Here is a 15100-nt window from a genome sequence, read left to right on the forward strand (position 1 = left end):
CCCGGTCGCGGCTTCGGTCGCCCGGAGCGCACCGCCGAGACGACGGCGGACACCGCATCCGCCGAGCGTCCGAGCGGCCACGAGCACGGCCACCCCGCTCACGATCGGGCCTTCGGGCGCGGCCGCGAGTCCGGTCGCGGCTTCGGTCGTGATCACCGTTCCGGCGGCGCACCGTTCGGTCCTGGCCACGGCCACCACCGCGGTCCTCGTCGCTCGACCGCGGACATCGTCATGGACTTCGCCGCCCGCGGCTGGGTCATCGTCGACGCCGACGGCATCACCCTGACGGACGCCGGTCGCGAGGCGCACGACGCGCTCCGCACCAAGGTCGACGCGGTCCGCCAGACCGTCGCCGACGCCGTCTCGCCCGAGGACCTCGCGACGACGCTCGCCAGCCTCGAGAGCATCGCCCGAGCCTTCGGCCGGGACGAGCACACGGCGCACGAACACGGCCCGCGTGGTCGCTTCGGTCGCGGCGCGCGCAGCGAGCGCTGACCGGCCGCCGGCGTCTTCCGCCCATGCGGACCCCAGCCGACCACCATGCACAGAGCCCCGGGCAGCAATCGCTGCCCGGGGCTTTCTCCGTTCACAACTCAGGACCAGTACCGCGCGTCGCAGCCAACCGGACCGCAATCGGGGGCGCCGCGCCGGAGGCGTCCTGAATTGCGGACACACACCATCTGCGGTCCCTCCGTTCACAACTCAGGAGACCCGGGGCGCGTCGCGGCACGTCAGCGGGTTCCGGGGACGGACACGCCGGAGAGGTCCTGAATTGCGAACGTCAGCTACTCCGTGAGGCCGTTCGCCTTCGCGACGTCCCCGAGCCACGCGAGGCTCGGCTTGGGCGTCCGGACGAAGGTCTCACGGTCGACGGCGATGAGGCCGAAGGTCGGCCGGAAGCCGCTCGCCCACTCGTAGTTGTCGAGCGCGCTCCAGTGGAGGTACCCCTCGAGCTGGATCCCGTCCTGGATGCAGGCGTGCAGCTCGCGCAGGGCGCCGTCCGTGTAGTCGATCCGACGCGTGTCGTTCGAGGTCGCGATACCGTTCTCGGTGATCATGATCGGCACCCCACCCGACAGCTCCCAGGCGCTCCGCACACCCTCGGCTGCGGCCGGCGGGTAGAACTCCCAGCCGGTGAGCGTCGTCTCGACGCCGTCCTCGACGGGCAGCGGACCCTTCGGCCCGATGAACGTGCGCGTGTACGCCTGGACGCCGAGGAAGTCGTCACCGGCGGACTGCTCGAGGTACCAGTCGTCTCGCGGGTAGCCGTACTCGCGCAGCATCTCGTCGGAACCCGGCTCGCCGTTCGACCGGAACGCCTGCGTCGCGATGGTCCAGCCGGACTTCAGGCCGGACACCTGCGAGAGCACCTCGCGCGAACGCTTGTGCGACTCGAGAAGCGCGTCCGCCACGAACAGATCAGGGTTCGGCAGGCCGTACGCGACGAGGTTCGCCGCGTCCTCACCACCGGCGAGCATCGCGGCGATGTTCGGCTCGTTGATGGTGCAGACGTGATCGACACCCTCGCCGACGATCGGCAGGGTCAGCTCGGTGTACCGCGCGAAGAGGTCGGCGGCGTCCTTCGCCCGCCAGAACCCGTCGCGCTCGAACCAGCGCGGCACCGTGAAGTGCATGAGCGTGACGACCGGGTTGAGTCCCAGCTCGTGCGCGGTGTCGACCATGCGACGGTAGTGGTCGACCTCGGCACGCGAGACGATGCCGCGCTCGGGCTCGATCCGCGCCCACTCGATGCTGAACCGGTAGGTGTTGAGCCCGGCGTCGGCGAGCAGCTGCATGTCCTCGCGGTAGCGGTGGTAGCTGTCCATCGCGTCGCCCGAGGGCTCGACGATGTTCGTCCCGGCTTCGTGCTCGTGCACCCACCAGTTGCTGTTGATGTTGTTGCCCTCGATCTGGTGTGCAGCGGTGGCGGCGCCCCAGAGGAAGCCGTCGGGGAAGGTCAGCACGGGTGTTGCTCCTGTTTCATGTTGGGGTGTGGCCCTTCGACAAGCTCAGGGACCGGGAGGGGTGGGCGCAGGGACCGGGAGGGGTGGGCTCAGGGACCGGGAGGGGTGGGCGCAGGGACGGGACGGGCGTCAGCGCTTGGCGCGGGCCGGGTTGGGGACGGCGTCGAGCAGCTGGATCGTGTACGGATCCTGCGGGTGCTGCAGGACGTGCGCGGTCTCGCCTCGTTCGACGACGCGACCCTGGTTGAGGACCATGATGTTGTCGGTCACGAGTCGCGCCGACAGCAGGTCGTGCGTGATGTAGAGCATCGAGACGCCCCACTGCTCGCGCAGGTCCTCGAGCAGTGCGAGCACACCGGCACGCAGCGACACGTCGAGCATCGAGACGGGCTCGTCGGCGATGAGCACCTGCGGGTCGCTCGCGAGCGCCCGGGCGATCACGACGCGCTGCCGCTGTCCACCGGAGAGCTGGTGGGGCAGCTTCGCCGCGAACTGCTCGACGGGCGAGAGGCCCACCGTCTCGAGGAGTTCGAGCACGCGCTTGCGCACCGCGTCACCCTTCAGCCCGGTGAAGTTCACCACCGGCCGGGTGAGCGTGTACTCGACCGTGTGCAGCGGGTTGAGCGCCGCATACGGGTCCTGGAAGATCATCTGCACGTTCTTGTGCAGGTTCCGGATGCCCTTGCGGTTCAGCTGGGCGACGTCGAGGTCGCCGAAGCGGACCGCACCGGACGTCGGCTTCTCGATGCCCGTGATGAGCTTCGCGATGGTCGACTTGCCGGAGCCCGAGGCCCCGACGAGCGCGAGCGACTGGCCGGGTTCGAGCGTGAACGACACGTCGTCGACGGCCGTCACCGCGGACTCACCGCGGCGCGGCGGCGGGTAGACCTTCGAGACGGCGTCGACGATGACCGCCGACTCGGCCGAGCGACCGGCGCGCGACGAGGCCTTGCCTGACTCCGAGCTCGCGCTCGTCGCGGTCGGGACGCTCGTCGTGGTGCCGGACACCGGAGTAGTGCCCCGGTTCGCACGCGAGGGGAAGCCGGGCAGCTCGACGACCGCGGCGCGCGGGTCGGCGTAGTGACTGAGCAGCATCCGCGTGTACGGGTCCTGGGGCCGCTCGAGGATGTCACGGCTCGGGGCGTCCTCGACGATGCGGCCCTCGTGCATGACGAGCACCCGCTGGGTCGCCTCGAGCACGACACCGAGGTCGTGGCTGATGAGGATGGCGGTGAACCCCTCGGCCTGCTGCAGCTCGGTGATCGTGTCCATGATCGCGTGCTGCACGAGGACGTCGAGCGCGGTGGTCGGCTCGTCGAACACCATGAGGCGAGGCTCGAGCGACAGGGCCAGCGCGATGGACACGCGCTGACGCATGCCGCCGGACAGCTCACCGGGGAAACGGGCGAGCACCTGCGGCGTCAGCCCGACCTTGCCGACCAGCTCGGCCATCCGGGCGTCCCAGCGGTCGCGGGAGACGTGCCCGTGCGCCTTGAAGATGTCGACGAAGTGGTTGCGGATCGTGCGGACCGGGTTGAGCGCGTTCATGCCCGACTGCAGCACCATGGCGAACCCACCCTGACGCTGCTCGCGGAGCGCCTCGTCACCGAGCTCGCGGATGTCCTTGCCACCGAAGAGGATCTGCCCGCCGTTGATGCGGGCCGGCGGCTTCTGCAAGCGGGTGGCCGCGAAGCCGAGCGTCGACTTCCCGGAGCCGGACTCGCCGACGAGCCCGATGAACTCGCCGGCGCCGACGGAGAACGACACGTGGTCGACCGCCTGGACCGGCGCGGCACCGACGGACTCGTAGACGACGGACAGGTCGCGGACCTCGAGGAGCGCTCCGGTCCCGGCTGCCGGCGCGGATGCGCTCTCGGCCTGGAGGTTGACGGCGTTCATCGTGACTTCCCTTCACGGAGGCGCGGGTTGCTGATCGCGTCGACACCGAAGTTGATGAGGGTGAGGCTCATCGCGAGGAGCGCGATGCAGAGACCGGGGGCGAAGAGGAGGATCCACTGACCGGTGAGCAGGGCGTTGGAGTTCTGCGCCCAGTAGAGGATGGTGCCCCAGCTGACGATCGACGAGTCGCCGAGGCCGAGGAACTCGAGGCCGGCCTCCGCGAGGATCGCACTCGTCGCGGCACCGAAGAAGCCACCGGCGATGAGCGAGGTCATGTTCGGCAGGATCTCGTTGAACACGATGCGGAACGGTCGGTCGCCGGAGAAGCGGGCCGCGGTCACGAAGTCGCGCGAACGCAGCGACTGCGTCTGGCTGCGGAGCACACGGGCACCCCACGCCCACCCGGTGATCACGATGACCGCGACGATCATCACGAGCCCACCGTTCTGGAGGTACGCGGCGATGACGATCATGAGCGGCAGGCCGGGCACCACGAGGAACAGGTTGACGATGAAGTTCACGACCTCGGCGCCGAAGCCCCTGATGTAGCCCCAGCTGAGGCCGATCAGGACCGCGACGATCGTCGACAGGATGCCGGCGATGAACCCGACCGTGACGCTGATCTGCGAACCGTAGATGAGCTGACTGAGGACGTCCTCGCCCGCCGCCGTCGTCCCGAACCAGTGCTCGGGGCTCGAGTCGGCGTTGCGCGGGAACCCGTCCTGGCTCGCGCCGTACGGGGCGAGCAGCGGCGCGAAGATCGCGACGAGGATGAAGAACCCGAGGATGATCAGGCCGAGGCGTGACTTCCAGTTGGCCCAGAGCGTCGCCGCCGAGCGACCGATGAAGGCGAACCTCCGCGGCGGACGGACGGGTGCGTCGGACTGCAGTGTCTTGACGTGCTGTGTGGTGGTCATCGGCGGGTCCTTGGGTCGAGTACGCCGTACAGGATGTCGACGAGGAAGTTGGCGACGAGCACGCTCACGGTGATGAGCAGGAACAGCGCCTGCATGAGCGGGTAGTCCTGTCCGATCACCGCATTGAACAGGAGGAAGCCGATGCCCGGGTACCCGAAGACCTGCTCCACGAGGATCGAGCCGCCGACCACACCGCCGAGCGCCAGCCCGAAGCCGGTGAGGTTCGGGAGGATCGCGTTGCGGGCCGCGTACTTGACGGCGACGGTGCGACCGCGGAGCCCGTTCGCCTCGGCGAAGGTCACGTAGTCGTCACCGAGGGTGTTGATCATCGCGTTGCGCATGCCGATGATCCAGCCACCGAGGCTCGTCACGAGGATCGTCAGCGCCGGCAGCACCGCGTGGTACGCGACGTCGACGATGAAGTCCCAGGTGAAGGCCGGCGACGCCGTCGGGCCGAACGCGCCCGAGGTCGGGAACCAGTGGAGGACGTAGCCGGCGAAGAACAGCAGGAGGAGCGCCGTCCAGAAGTACGGGAAGGTGCTGGCGAAGGTGCCGGTCAGGGTCGGCAGGGCGTCGAGCCACGTGTTCCGACGCCAGGCCGCGAGCACACCGATGAGCGTGCCGAGGATGAAGGCGACGATCGTCACGATCCCGAGCAGGATGATCGTGTACGGGAACGCCTGCCAGATGAGCTCGCCGACGGACTGCGGGAAGAAGGTGTACGAGACCCCGAAGTCGAGCGTCACCACCTGGTGGAGGTACGTGACGTACTGCTCCCAGAGGTTGCCGCCGGGGACGCCGAGCTGGGCCTCGATCGCCGCGCGTGTGGCCGCGGAGACCGGACCGTTCTGCGCGAGCTTCGCGATCGCGGCGTCGGTCGGCGAGCCTGGCATGAGCCGCGGCAGGAGGAAGTTCAGCGTGACGGCCGCCCACAGGGTGAGGACGAAGAGGCCGAGTTTGCGGAGAACGTACATGCGCTATTCCCCCTCGGTCGCTGAGCTTGTCGAAGTTCGGAGCTTCAGGTGCGTGAACACCAGGAGCGGGGTCTGGTCGTAGGTCTGCAGCGGCGCATACGGGTTGTCCGCATCGGGCCAGCCGGTGAACTTCTTGTCGTTGTAGAGGCCCCAGAGTCCGCCGTAGTACATGCCGATGACCGGGAAGTCGCTGTAGACGATCTGCTGCATCTGGTGGCTCAGCCCCAGACGGGTCGTTTCGTCGGTGGTCGCCTTGTACTGGGCGAGCAGCGCGTCCATCTGCGGGTTGCGGTACCGGCCGAAGTTGCTGGACGTCGTCTCACCGATCGGCTTCGCGAACTCGCTGTTGAAGCTGTTGTTGAAGCCCTGGAACATGATGCCGTTGCCCATGCCGCCCATGGCGACCTCGAAGGCACCGCTCTGGATGGCCTGCTGGTAGCCCGGCGGCTGCGGCTGCTTGATCTGCACGTCGATGCCGAGGGCACCGAGCTCCTTGCGGACCTCCTGGACCGCGCGGAGCCAGTCCGCGTAGCCGTTGGCGGTCGTGATCGAGAAGCTGAACTGCTTGCCCGACGCGTCGACGAGCTTGCCACCCTGCTGGGTGTACCCGGCGGCCGCGAAGGCCTCGAGGGCGCCGGCGGTGTCCTGCGTGATCATGCCCTGGTTCGGCAGGGTCGGGTCGAGTTCGTCCTCCTGGTTGGGGAGCATGAGGCTCGACTGGCCGGCTGCACCGAGGTAGCCCTCGGTCGCCGCGTCGGCGATCTTGTCGCGGTCGAGCGCCAGGGCGATGCCGCGACGGACGTCGACGTTGTCGAACGGGGCGACGTCCATGTTGGGCACGAGCCCGATCACGCCTCCCGGCGGGAACCAGAACTTGTTGTGGTCGTTGGCCGCACCCCAGGTGCCTTCGACGTTCGACAGGAACGAGTACGCCCAGTCGAAGCCCTTCGTGACGATGTCGAGTTCGCCGGTGGCCGCGGGGATCACGAGGTGGTTGACCTCGATCTTGTCGGCCTGCCAGTAGGTCTCGTTCTTGTCCATCGTGTACTGCTGCGAGGTGTAGTTGCCGAGGACGTACGGACCGGTACCGACCGGGTTCGGGTTCCGCCAGGTGTCGGGGCTCTTGACGTCCTTCCAGATGTGCTCCGGGACGATGAGCGTCTGCGAGACGATGTCGGCCGCGGGGGCGTCGTCGTCGAGCAGGTGCATGATGACGTGCTGGCCCTTGACCTCGATCGTGTCGATGTGCTGCCAGGCGCCCTTCTGATCGAGCGTCGGGTACTGCTTGATGAGGTCGAAGGTGAACTTGACGTCCTCAGGGGTGAAGGCCTCGCCGTCGGACCAGGTGGCGCCGTCGCGGATCGTGTAGTCGATCGTGCGGGCGTCCGGGAGGTCGACCTTCTCGGCGAGCCACGGCGTCTCCTTGCCGTCGAGCACGTTGATGATCACGAGCGGCTCGTAGATGTAGCTCGAGGCCGAGCGCTTGTTCACGAGGTAGGGGTTGAAGTTCCGCTCGAGCATGGGGGTGCCCTTGTCGGAGGCCAGCAGCATCGTGTCGGCCGGGATCGAGGGATCCGGCTCGCTCTTGATCTGGATGCTGCAGCCGGAGACGAGCAAGGCCGCCGCGGCGATCATCGCCGCTGCTCCGAGTCGTCTGCGCCTGCGGACCTTGGTCCGCTCGTGCGTCGTGTGCGTCATCGCCACCGTCCTTGCTGAAGTCTGTACCGGTTGAGTGTAAGCGCATACATTGCCCGACGCAACCCGTGTCGGACATCCGATCCTGTTCGCAATTCAGGAGAGCCTCGGCGCGGCGGCCTCGCGGCGGACGGACGCGTCGCGGCACGCCGCGGGCTTCCTGAATGGTGAACGCGAGGGGAGGCGATGATCAGGACGTGATCGACTCGGAGCTCTCGCGGAGGACGACCTCGACGGGGAGTCGGACGGACATCGCGGGCAGCTTCGGCTCGGCGAGGCGACGGGCGAGCGCCTGCACGGAGACCCGGCCGAGCGTCTCCATCGGCTGCCGGACCGTCGTGAGCCGCGGAGCGGACAGGCGGCCGGCGTCGATGCCGTCGAATCCGGTGACGATGAGCTCGTCCGGGACCGCGACCCCCGCGATCCTGGCGGCGTCGATCACGCCGAGCGCCATCTGGTCGTTGGCGCACACGACGGCCCGCGGCAGCCCGTCGCGTCGGAACAGCTCCCGACCGACCCGTCGCCCGCCCTCCCGGGTGAAGTCGCCGCGGAGGGTCGGCTCCTCCGGGGCCTCGAGCGAGCGGTCCGCGAGGGCCGCGCGGAACCCGCTCCAGCGCTCCGCGTCATCGGGCGAGCCGAGGCTTCCCGCCACGTACTCGAGCTCTCGGGCACCGAGGTCGTCGATGAGGTGCGCCGTGAGCGTGCGCATCCCCTCGGCGTTGCTCACGGAGACGTGGTCGAGGTCATCGCCGCGCCGGGGCCCCGCCATCACGACGATCGGGACGTGCCGCGACAAGCGCGCGAGCTCCTCCTCGCTCGCGCTCCCGGCCAGCACCATGAGGCCGTCCACCCGACCCGCCATGTCGCGCACGGTCTGCGTCGCCGTGGATCCGCGTCCGACACCGACGAGCAGCGCGAACCCGCTCCTCCAGGACTCCAGCTCGCAGCCGCGCAGCACCTCGTCGAAGTAGAGGTTGAGCGTCCGCGTGTCGGTCCGCTCCGGGATGTCGCGGACGATGCGCGCTCCCCCGGCCGCCGCCTCGTCACCCTCGAGGGCGATGTCCCCGAGGTCGTCCATCGCGTCGAGCCCCTGGAAGAACAGACCGATGACGCCGGTGCGGCGCGCGGCGAGTCCTCGGGCGGCACCACTCGGGACGTACCCGAGTTCGCCGACCGAGGCGAGCACGCGGTCTCGGGTGGCCGGTTTCACGTCGTCAGGGCGGCTGAGCACCCGCGAGACCGTGGCGATGGAGACGCCGGCGTGGTGCGCGACGTCGTAGACCGTCGGCGGTTTCGTCATGGGAACGCCTTCCTTCGGCCACCAATGATACGCACGGCATCCTGCCCGCCCGGTCCACCGGCGACATGGGATGCCGCGCGGAGCGCCCTCGTCTTGCGTCACGGGAGCGGCCCACACGAGCCGGGAACCGCAGCCAACCCGAACGTTCCCTGAATTCTCGACGCTTGTCGGCTGGGCGGCCGACGTCCGCTGGCAGACTGCGGACATGACTGATCAGCATGCCAAAGCCGTCCTCCTCAACTCCCTCCACGAGCCGGGTTCCCCGCTCATCGTCACCAACGTCTGGGACGCCATCACCGCGAAGGTCGTCTCCGAAGCCCCCGGCGTCGTCGCCCTCGCCTCGGCGAGCCACTCGGTGTCGAACGTCCGCGGGCTCGAAGACGGCGGCGGCCTCGACGTCGACGAGGCGATCGCCGCCGCGAAGATCATCGTGGGCGCCGTCGACCTGCCGGTGACGATCGACTTCGAGAAGGGGTACGCGCCCGACGCGGCCGGCGTTCGCGAGAACGTCCGCCGCCTCATCGTCGAATCGGGTGCCGTCGGCATCAACCTCGAGGACTCCGTCGGTGCCGCGAAGGCCCCGCAGTTCCCGATCGAGGAGGCCGCAGCCCGCGTCGCCGCCGCTCGCGCCGGAGCCGAGGACGCGGGCATCCCGCTCGTCATCAACGCCCGGGTCGACACCCTCGCCGGCGACCCCGAGGCGTGGGACGAGGCCGTCGCGCGCGCCAACGCCTACCTCGAGGCCGGTGCGGACGTCGTCTTCTTCCTCGGACTCGGCACGGAGGAGCTCGTCGCCAAGGCGATCGAGCAGGTGCACGGACGCATCTCCGTCATCGGCTACCCCGGCGCGGTCCCGCTCAAGCGCCTCGCCGAACTCGGCGTCTCACGCGTCAGCTTCGGCCCCGGCACGCTCGGTCTGACCCTCGCCGCCCTCCAGCGCGCGGCGACCGGCCTCACCGAGCTCGGCGAGTACCCCGAGGACCTCGGCTTCTCCTTCGAGCTCTGAGCCTCGACTGACGACCCGTTCTCAGGAGGATCCGGGCGTGGCGCCGAGTGACCTCGGCGGCGCGCCCGGGGACTCCTGAGACAGGGTCGCCGCGGGTTCCGGTCAGGACGTCAGGAACCAGTACCAGATGATGAGCATCGTGATGAGGAAGCCCGTCAGGAAGTTGAGGCGGAGGAACCGCTTCCAGCCCGCGTTGGCCCGCTCGGCGTCCTCCTCGCGGAGGTTCCAGAACGGCAGCACACTCGCGGCATAGGGCAGCGCGAGCAGGCCGGCCAACGGGATCGGCCACGGGGTCACGAGCATGAGCGCACCGCCGGCCAGGTAGGCGACGAAGGCGAACCGGACGGTGGCCGCCGCACCGATGACCGTCGCGATCGAGCCGATCCCGCCCTCCCGGTCCGCGATGATGTCCTGCACCGCACCGAAGGCGTGGCTGGCGATCCCCCAGAGGAAGTAGCCGACGAGCAGCGCCCAGAGCGCCGGAGTGAAGACCGCGCCGGCGAGGACGAGGCCGTAGACCGCCGGGCTCACGAAGTGCGTGCTCGAGGTGAGCGAGTCGATGAACGGCCGCTCCTTGAACCGCAGGCCGGGTGCGCTGTACGCGATGAGCGCGAACACGCTGATGGCGAGGACGAGCCACGACAGCGGCGACCCGATGACGACGAGGTAGACGAGGAACGGGACGTTGGTCACGATCGCCGCGAAGATCGTCAACCGGTGCATCCGGCGGTCCAGGACCGCGCCCTCGACGCCGCCCTTGCGCGGGTTCCGCAGGTCGGACTCGTAGTCGAAGACGTCGTTGATGCCGTACATCGCGAGGTTGTACGGGATGAGGAAGTACAGCGTCCCGAGCCAGAAGGTGAGGTCGAGCTCGCGCGTGGTCAGCAGGTACGCCGCTGCGAACGGGTACGCGGTGTTGATCCACGACAGCGGTCGGGAGGACAGCACGAGCTGGCCGAGTCGGTTCATGCCGGGTCCTCCTGGGACGGGGATGGGGAGACGGGAGCAGGGGTTCGGCGCTCGAGGAGCACCCAGAGGGACGGCAGCAGGACGGCCGCGGCGATGGCGTAGGCGAAGTCCTCGAGCGGCGCGATGCCGATGAAGGCGCCGGAGATGAGTGCAGGGTCGTAGCCGACGAGCCCGATGCCGATCATGATGTTGTCGAACAGCGCGGTCATGAGCAGGAGGACGACGAGCCCACCGCCCACCGCGAGCAGCCACGTGCCCGCCGTCAGACCGGTGGATCGCGATCCGCCTGCACGGCGTCGATCGAGCCGCACGACCGCGAGCAGGGCGACGACCGCCACGACGGCGAGGAACCATGCGTTGAGGGCCCAGTAGGTCATCGTCCGCTCACCTCGGCGGCGCCGGTCGTCCGGCGCGACACCCGGCCGAGCGTGTGTCGCGCCGCGCCGAACAGGTTCATCGTGAGGTAGCAGAGCAGCGTCAGGAAGAAGACCTCCTCGATCGGCAGCTCGGGCGCGACCTGCAGCCCGGTCATGAACGAGGTCTCACCGCGGAAGAAGATGCCGGTGCCGATACCGAGCAGGTCCCACACGAGGAAGAACACGACGCCGATCGGCAGGATGATCGCGGCCCGCCGTCGGTCGGCCCAGAAGAACAGCCGGAACCGCCGGTCGAGCATGACCATCCCGGTGATCGAGACGAGCAGCGCCAGCAGGTACAGCAGACCCATCAGCCGGTCGCCTCGGCGCGCGCGCGCAACGGCTCCGCCATCGGGCCGGTGGTGAGGTCGCCGCGCATGCGCTTCACGACGAGCTCCGCGCTGATGAGGCACATCGGCAGGCCGATGCCCGGGATGGTGGAGCCACCGGTGTAGAACAGGCCGTCGACCTTCTTGCTGACGTTGCCGCTCCGGAACATCGCGCTCTGCGAGAGGATGTGCGCCGGCCCAAGGGCGGTGCCCTTCCAGACGTTGAGGTCGGTCGCGAAGTCGGCTGGTCCGACGTCGCGACGCACCACGATGCGCTCGGCGAGGTCGGGGACGCCGGCCCACTCGGCGATCTGCGCGATGGCGGCGTCGCCGATCTCCGCGACCCGGGCGTCTCCACCGCCACCGATGGACGGATCGGCCGGGACCGGCACCAGGATGAACAGGTTCTCATGGCCGTCGGGTGCGACGCCGGCATCGGTCGCGCTCGGGCGGCAGACGTACAGCGACGCGGGGTCGGGCACGCTCGTCTCCTCACCGAAGATGCGACCGAAGTTGTCGCGCCAGTCGGCCGTGAAGAACAGGCTGTGGTGCAGGAGTTCCGGGAGCTCGCCGCGGACGCCGAGCATCACGAGGACGGCTCCGGGACCGGCGGTGCGCTTCTCCCAGTACTCGGCCGGGTAGGTCTGGAGTTCGCGGGGCAGCAGCGTCGTCTCGGTGTGGTGCAGGTCGGCGGCGGACACGACCCGGTCGGCGCGGAGCAGCTGCCGACGACCGTCGGCGTCGAGGTAGTTGACGCCGTCGACCCTGGCACGGCGGCCGGCGGGCATCGTGGTGATGCCGGTGACCTCGGCGCCCGTGATGATCTCCACACCCTCGGCGCGGGCGAGCTCGGCGATCGTGTCGATGATCCGCGAGAAGCCGCCCTGCGGGTAGAGCACGCCGTCCTCGAGGTCGAGGTAGCTCATGAGGTGGTACATGCTCGGCGCTTCGAAGGGCGAGGAGCCGAGGAACACGGCCGGGTAGCCGAGGATCTGCTGCAACCGGACGTCGGAGACGGTGCGCGCGGCCAGGGTGTCGAGGTCCTCCGTGAGGAGCGTCGCGAGCTTCGGCATCCGGGCGAGGACCTCACGGCTCGCGAGCGTCCGGTACGACTCGAACGTCGTGTACAGGAAGCTCCGGATGGCGATCTCGTACGTCTCCTTCGCGCTGCGGAGGTACTCGTCCATCTTCGCGCCGGCACCGGGCTCGACCGACTCGAACAGCGCGAGGTTGCCGGCCCGGTCGGCGGCGAGGTCGAGGTGCCCGTCGCGGCCCTCCGAGTAGACGCGGTAGGCGGGGTCGAGTCGCCCGAGGTCGAGCTGCTCGGCGGCGGAGGTGCCGAGGAGGCGGTAGAAGTGGTCGAAGACCTCCGGCATGAGGTACCAGCTCGGGCCGGTGTCGAAGGTGAAGCCGTCCTGCTCCCAGGTGCCGGCGCGGCCGCCGAGCACCTCACGTCGTTCGAGCAGCGTGACCCGCTGGCCGTCGCGGGCGAGGAGGGCTGCGGTGGCGAGACCGCTGATGCCGCCGCCGATGACGACGGTCCGGTTGTGGGAGGTGGTCATGACTGCGAACTCTCGTCGATCGTCGGGATGGAGGCGGTGGTGCCGGTCGTGGCTGGTGTGCGACCGGCGAGCGCGCCGGCGGCGATGCGGAGCTTGACCGGGTCGGGCACCCGGACACGCGTGCGGACGAGCGCCGAGGCCGGCGTCGTCCGGATGCGTCGGGCGAGTTCCGAGAAGAGCTCCTGGGCGAGGGCGACCGCGCGACGGCTCGACTTCGGAAGCTGCCCGAGGACCGCTGCCGAGCGGTCGAGATCGGCTTCGATGTCGTCGAGCAGGCTGTGCTTCTGCGCCTCGGTGAGCTCGTCGACGGCGACCCCGGGGAAGTAGCTGCGCCCGAGCTCGTCGTGGTCGGCCGAGAGGTCGCGGAGGAAGTTGACCTTCTGGAAGGCGGCACCGAGACTCCTGGCGCCGACGACGAACGCGGCGCGCTGGGCGTCGTCGACGTCGTGGCCGCGCAGGAAGATCCGCAGGCACATGAGCCCGACGACCTCGGCGGAGCCGTACACGTAGTCGCGGAACGTCTCCGGCGTGTGGACGGTGCGCGAGAGGTCCGCGCGCATGGACGCGAAGAACGGACGGGTGAGGTCGGCCTCGATGCCCGCGGACCGCGCCGAGATGGCGAAGGCGTGGACGACGAGGTTGCTGCTGTACCCCGTCTCCATCGCGTCCTCGGTGTCCTGCTCGAGGGCGTCGAGCATGCGGAGGACCCGCTCGGGGTCGAGCCCGGCTGCCGCGGCCACGCCGTCGACGATCTCGTCGGCGATGCGCACGAGCGCGTACACGTTCTCGACGTCCTGGCGGATGTCGCCACCCAGCAGTCTGGCCGCCAGACCGAAGGACGTGGAGTACCGACGGATGACGATGCTGGCGGTCTCCTGCGCGACCCGGTCGTAGAGCTGTCGTGCGTCGCCGACTGCCGAGGCGTCGTCGGCCGGTCGCCCGGTCCCGTCCCCTGCTGCGGTCATCGCGACCGCTCGAGCACGGTGGCGACGATGGGGCGGAGCTCGTCGCGGAGCTGCGCCGGGATGCTCGGCGAGGCCAGCTGCTCCCAGGCGCGGTTGGCGTAGTCACCGGCGAGCAGGGTCGCGTGCTGGCGGGCGCCCGTCGTCGTGAGGACGTCGCGCAGGACGGCGGCACCCTCCTCGTCGAGGTCCGGGTCGCCGAAGAGGTGCTCGACGGCGTGCCACTCGGGCTGCTCCGCTGCGAACGCCACCATGACCGTCAACTTGCCCTCGCGGAGGTCGCCGATCGTCGTCTTGCCGGTCGTCTTCGAGTCGCCGAAGACGCCGAGGACGTCGTCGATGATCTGGTAGGCGATGCCGATCTGCTGCCCGAACGCTCCGAGCGCGTCGATCGTCGCCTCCGGAGCGCCAGCCAGGACGCCGCCCGACTGCAGGGGCGCCTCGAACGAGTAGTAGGCGGTCTTCAGACGCTCCATGCGGATGATGTCGTCGACCGTCGGGACGACGCCGCCGACCGTGAAGTCGACGTCGGCGAGCTCGCCGGCCGCCGAGGCGGAGATCGCGTCGTCGAGGATCTCGCGCAGGCGGGTGCGGACCGAGTCGGCACTCCCCGCGCGGTCGATCAGGCGGTAGGACGCGGACAGGGCGAGGTCGCCCGCGATGACGGCGACGGACATGCCGCGGTGCTCGGCGAGCGGCAGCGGGATGCCCGCGGTCTGCGCGATGTCGCGGTAGCTGCCGGAGACGTTGGGGCTGCCGCGCCGGACGAAGTCGCGGTCGATCACGTCGTCGTGGACGATCAGCGCGGTGTGCAGGAGTTCGTAGGCGGCAGCGACGTGGGCGGCCGCGACGATGTCCTCGCCACCCAGCGCCTCGTAGGCCGTCATGACCATCCGGGGACGGAACCGCTTGCCGCCGGCCATGCTGCGCTCGATGGTCTCCCAGAGCCGCAGGTAGTCGGCGCCGCCGAACGACACCGCCTGCGTCTTCGCCAGTTCGAGGAAACGCTCGAGGGCATCCTCGACCTGATGCTGTTGTCGATAGGGCACGTCGACGACGTGGTGGGTCTCCATATCACGAGGCTACTTCACGGAGCGGCGAGATTAG

Annotated in this window: 13 protein-coding genes and 1 pseudogene; 2 read left to right on the forward strand and 12 right to left on the reverse strand. The window is 69.4% G+C overall.

Going from position 1 to position 15100, the window contains the following annotated elements; translation table 11 throughout:
• Positions 1-495: pseudogene (locus IFT89_RS10455) on the forward strand (hypothetical protein); the annotation flags it as partial.
• A gap of 290 nt (positions 496-785) precedes the next feature.
• Here the strand turns inward: IFT89_RS10455 and IFT89_RS10460 are convergent.
• From IFT89_RS10460 to IFT89_RS10485, 6 genes are all read right to left on the reverse strand, one after another.
• On the reverse strand, positions 786-1964 hold the full coding sequence (locus tag IFT89_RS10460; protein WP_202938887.1) for a glycoside hydrolase family 1 protein: 1179 nt from the start codon (positions 1962-1964) through the stop codon (positions 786-788).
• A 129-nt stretch (positions 1965-2093) separates the two neighbouring features.
• Positions 2094-3863, reverse strand: a complete 1770-nt coding sequence (locus IFT89_RS10465; protein WP_202938888.1) for an ABC transporter ATP-binding protein — start codon at positions 3861-3863, stop codon at positions 2094-2096.
• The gene (locus tag IFT89_RS10470; protein WP_202938889.1) at positions 3860-4780 is read right to left on the reverse strand and encodes an ABC transporter permease; all 921 of its coding nucleotides are present in this window, start codon (positions 4778-4780) and stop codon (positions 3860-3862) included. The genes IFT89_RS10465 and IFT89_RS10470 overlap by 4 nt, the downstream gene beginning before the upstream one ends.
• Positions 4777-5754, reverse strand: a complete 978-nt coding sequence (locus IFT89_RS10475) for an ABC transporter permease (RefSeq protein ID WP_202938890.1) — start codon at positions 5752-5754, stop codon at positions 4777-4779. Before IFT89_RS10475 ends, IFT89_RS10470 begins: the two co-directional genes overlap by 4 nt.
• A 3-nt stretch (positions 5755-5757) precedes the next feature.
• A complete protein-coding gene (locus IFT89_RS10480) occupies positions 5758-7452 on the reverse strand; it encodes an ABC transporter substrate-binding protein (protein WP_202938891.1) in 1695 nt (564 codons plus the stop codon).
• A 187-nt stretch (positions 7453-7639) separates the two neighbouring features.
• Positions 7640-8749 (reverse strand): LacI family DNA-binding transcriptional regulator, encoded by a 1110-nt coding sequence (locus IFT89_RS10485; protein ID WP_079001239.1) that lies wholly within the window; start codon positions 8747-8749, stop codon positions 7640-7642.
• Between the two features lie 205 nt (positions 8750-8954).
• Here IFT89_RS10485 and IFT89_RS10490 point away from each other — a divergent pair, with 205 nt between their 5' ends.
• Positions 8955-9755 (forward strand): isocitrate lyase/PEP mutase family protein, encoded by an 801-nt coding sequence (locus IFT89_RS10490; RefSeq protein ID WP_202938892.1) that lies wholly within the window; start codon positions 8955-8957, stop codon positions 9753-9755.
• 102 nt (positions 9756-9857) lie between these two features.
• Here IFT89_RS10490 and IFT89_RS10495 read toward each other — a convergent pair whose 3' ends face one another.
• The 6 genes from IFT89_RS10495 to IFT89_RS10520 are packed head-to-tail and all read right to left on the reverse strand — an operon-like array spanning position 9858 to position 15066.
• Positions 9858-10724 (reverse strand): prenyltransferase, encoded by an 867-nt coding sequence (locus IFT89_RS10495; protein ID WP_064297137.1) that lies wholly within the window; start codon positions 10722-10724, stop codon positions 9858-9860.
• On the reverse strand, positions 10721-11101 hold the full coding sequence (locus IFT89_RS10500; protein WP_202938893.1) for a lycopene cyclase: 381 nt from the start codon (positions 11099-11101) through the stop codon (positions 10721-10723). Before IFT89_RS10500 ends, IFT89_RS10495 begins: the two co-directional genes overlap by 4 nt.
• Complete coding sequence (locus IFT89_RS10505) at positions 11098-11451, reverse strand: lycopene cyclase domain-containing protein (RefSeq protein ID WP_159877475.1); 354 nt, start codon at positions 11449-11451, stop codon at positions 11098-11100. The genes IFT89_RS10500 and IFT89_RS10505 overlap by 4 nt, the downstream gene beginning before the upstream one ends.
• Positions 11451-13031: a phytoene desaturase family protein gene (gene crtI, locus IFT89_RS10510; protein ID WP_202938894.1), complete on the reverse strand. Its 1581-nt coding sequence runs from the start codon at positions 13029-13031 to the stop codon at positions 11451-11453. Before crtI ends, IFT89_RS10505 begins: the two co-directional genes overlap by 1 nt.
• A complete protein-coding gene (locus IFT89_RS10515; RefSeq protein ID WP_202938895.1) occupies positions 13028-13996 on the reverse strand; it encodes a phytoene/squalene synthase family protein in 969 nt (322 codons plus the stop codon). Before IFT89_RS10515 ends, crtI begins: the two co-directional genes overlap by 4 nt.
• Positions 13993-15066, reverse strand: a complete 1074-nt coding sequence (locus IFT89_RS10520) for a polyprenyl synthetase family protein (protein WP_202938896.1) — start codon at positions 15064-15066, stop codon at positions 13993-13995. Before IFT89_RS10520 ends, IFT89_RS10515 begins: the two co-directional genes overlap by 4 nt.
• Positions 15067-15100 lie beyond the last annotated feature (34 nt).

It is taken from the genome of Plantibacter sp. CFBP 13570 (genome assembly GCF_014841395.1).
In the GTDB taxonomy this organism is placed as follows: Bacteria; Actinomycetota; Actinomycetes; order Actinomycetales; family Microbacteriaceae; genus Plantibacter; species Plantibacter auratus.

Excerpts from the sequence above, each read along its gene's own strand:
- IFT89_RS10465 (WP_202938888.1), bottom strand. The coding sequence starts at position 3,863 with ATGAACGCCGTCAACCTCCAGGCCGAGAGCGCATCCGCGCCGGCAGCC.
- IFT89_RS10470 (WP_202938889.1), bottom strand. The coding sequence starts at position 4,780 with ATGACCACCACACAGCACGTCAAGACACTGCAGTCCGACGCACCCGTC.
- IFT89_RS10475 (WP_202938890.1), bottom strand. The coding sequence starts at position 5,754 with ATGTACGTTCTCCGCAAACTCGGCCTCTTCGTCCTCACCCTGTGGGCG.
- IFT89_RS10480 (WP_202938891.1), bottom strand. The coding sequence starts at position 7,452 with ATGACGCACACGACGCACGAGCGGACCAAGGTCCGCAGGCGCAGACGA.
- IFT89_RS10485 (WP_079001239.1), bottom strand. The coding sequence starts at position 8,749 with ATGACGAAACCGCCGACGGTCTACGACGTCGCGCACCACGCCGGCGTC.
- IFT89_RS10490 (WP_202938892.1), top strand. The coding sequence starts at position 8,955 with ATGACTGATCAGCATGCCAAAGCCGTCCTCCTCAACTCCCTCCACGAG.
- IFT89_RS10495 (WP_064297137.1), bottom strand. The coding sequence starts at position 10,724 with ATGAACCGACTCGGCCAGCTCGTGCTGTCCTCCCGACCGCTGTCGTGG.
- IFT89_RS10500 (WP_202938893.1), bottom strand. The coding sequence starts at position 11,101 with ATGACCTACTGGGCCCTCAACGCATGGTTCCTCGCCGTCGTGGCGGTC.
- IFT89_RS10505 (WP_159877475.1), bottom strand. The coding sequence starts at position 11,451 with ATGGGTCTGCTGTACCTGCTGGCGCTGCTCGTCTCGATCACCGGGATG.
- crtI (WP_202938894.1), bottom strand. The coding sequence starts at position 13,031 with ATGACCACCTCCCACAACCGGACCGTCGTCATCGGCGGCGGCATCAGC.
- IFT89_RS10515 (WP_202938895.1), bottom strand. The coding sequence starts at position 13,996 with ATGACCGCAGCAGGGGACGGGACCGGGCGACCGGCCGACGACGCCTCG.
- IFT89_RS10520 (WP_202938896.1), bottom strand. The coding sequence starts at position 15,066 with ATGGAGACCCACCACGTCGTCGACGTGCCCTATCGACAACAGCATCAG.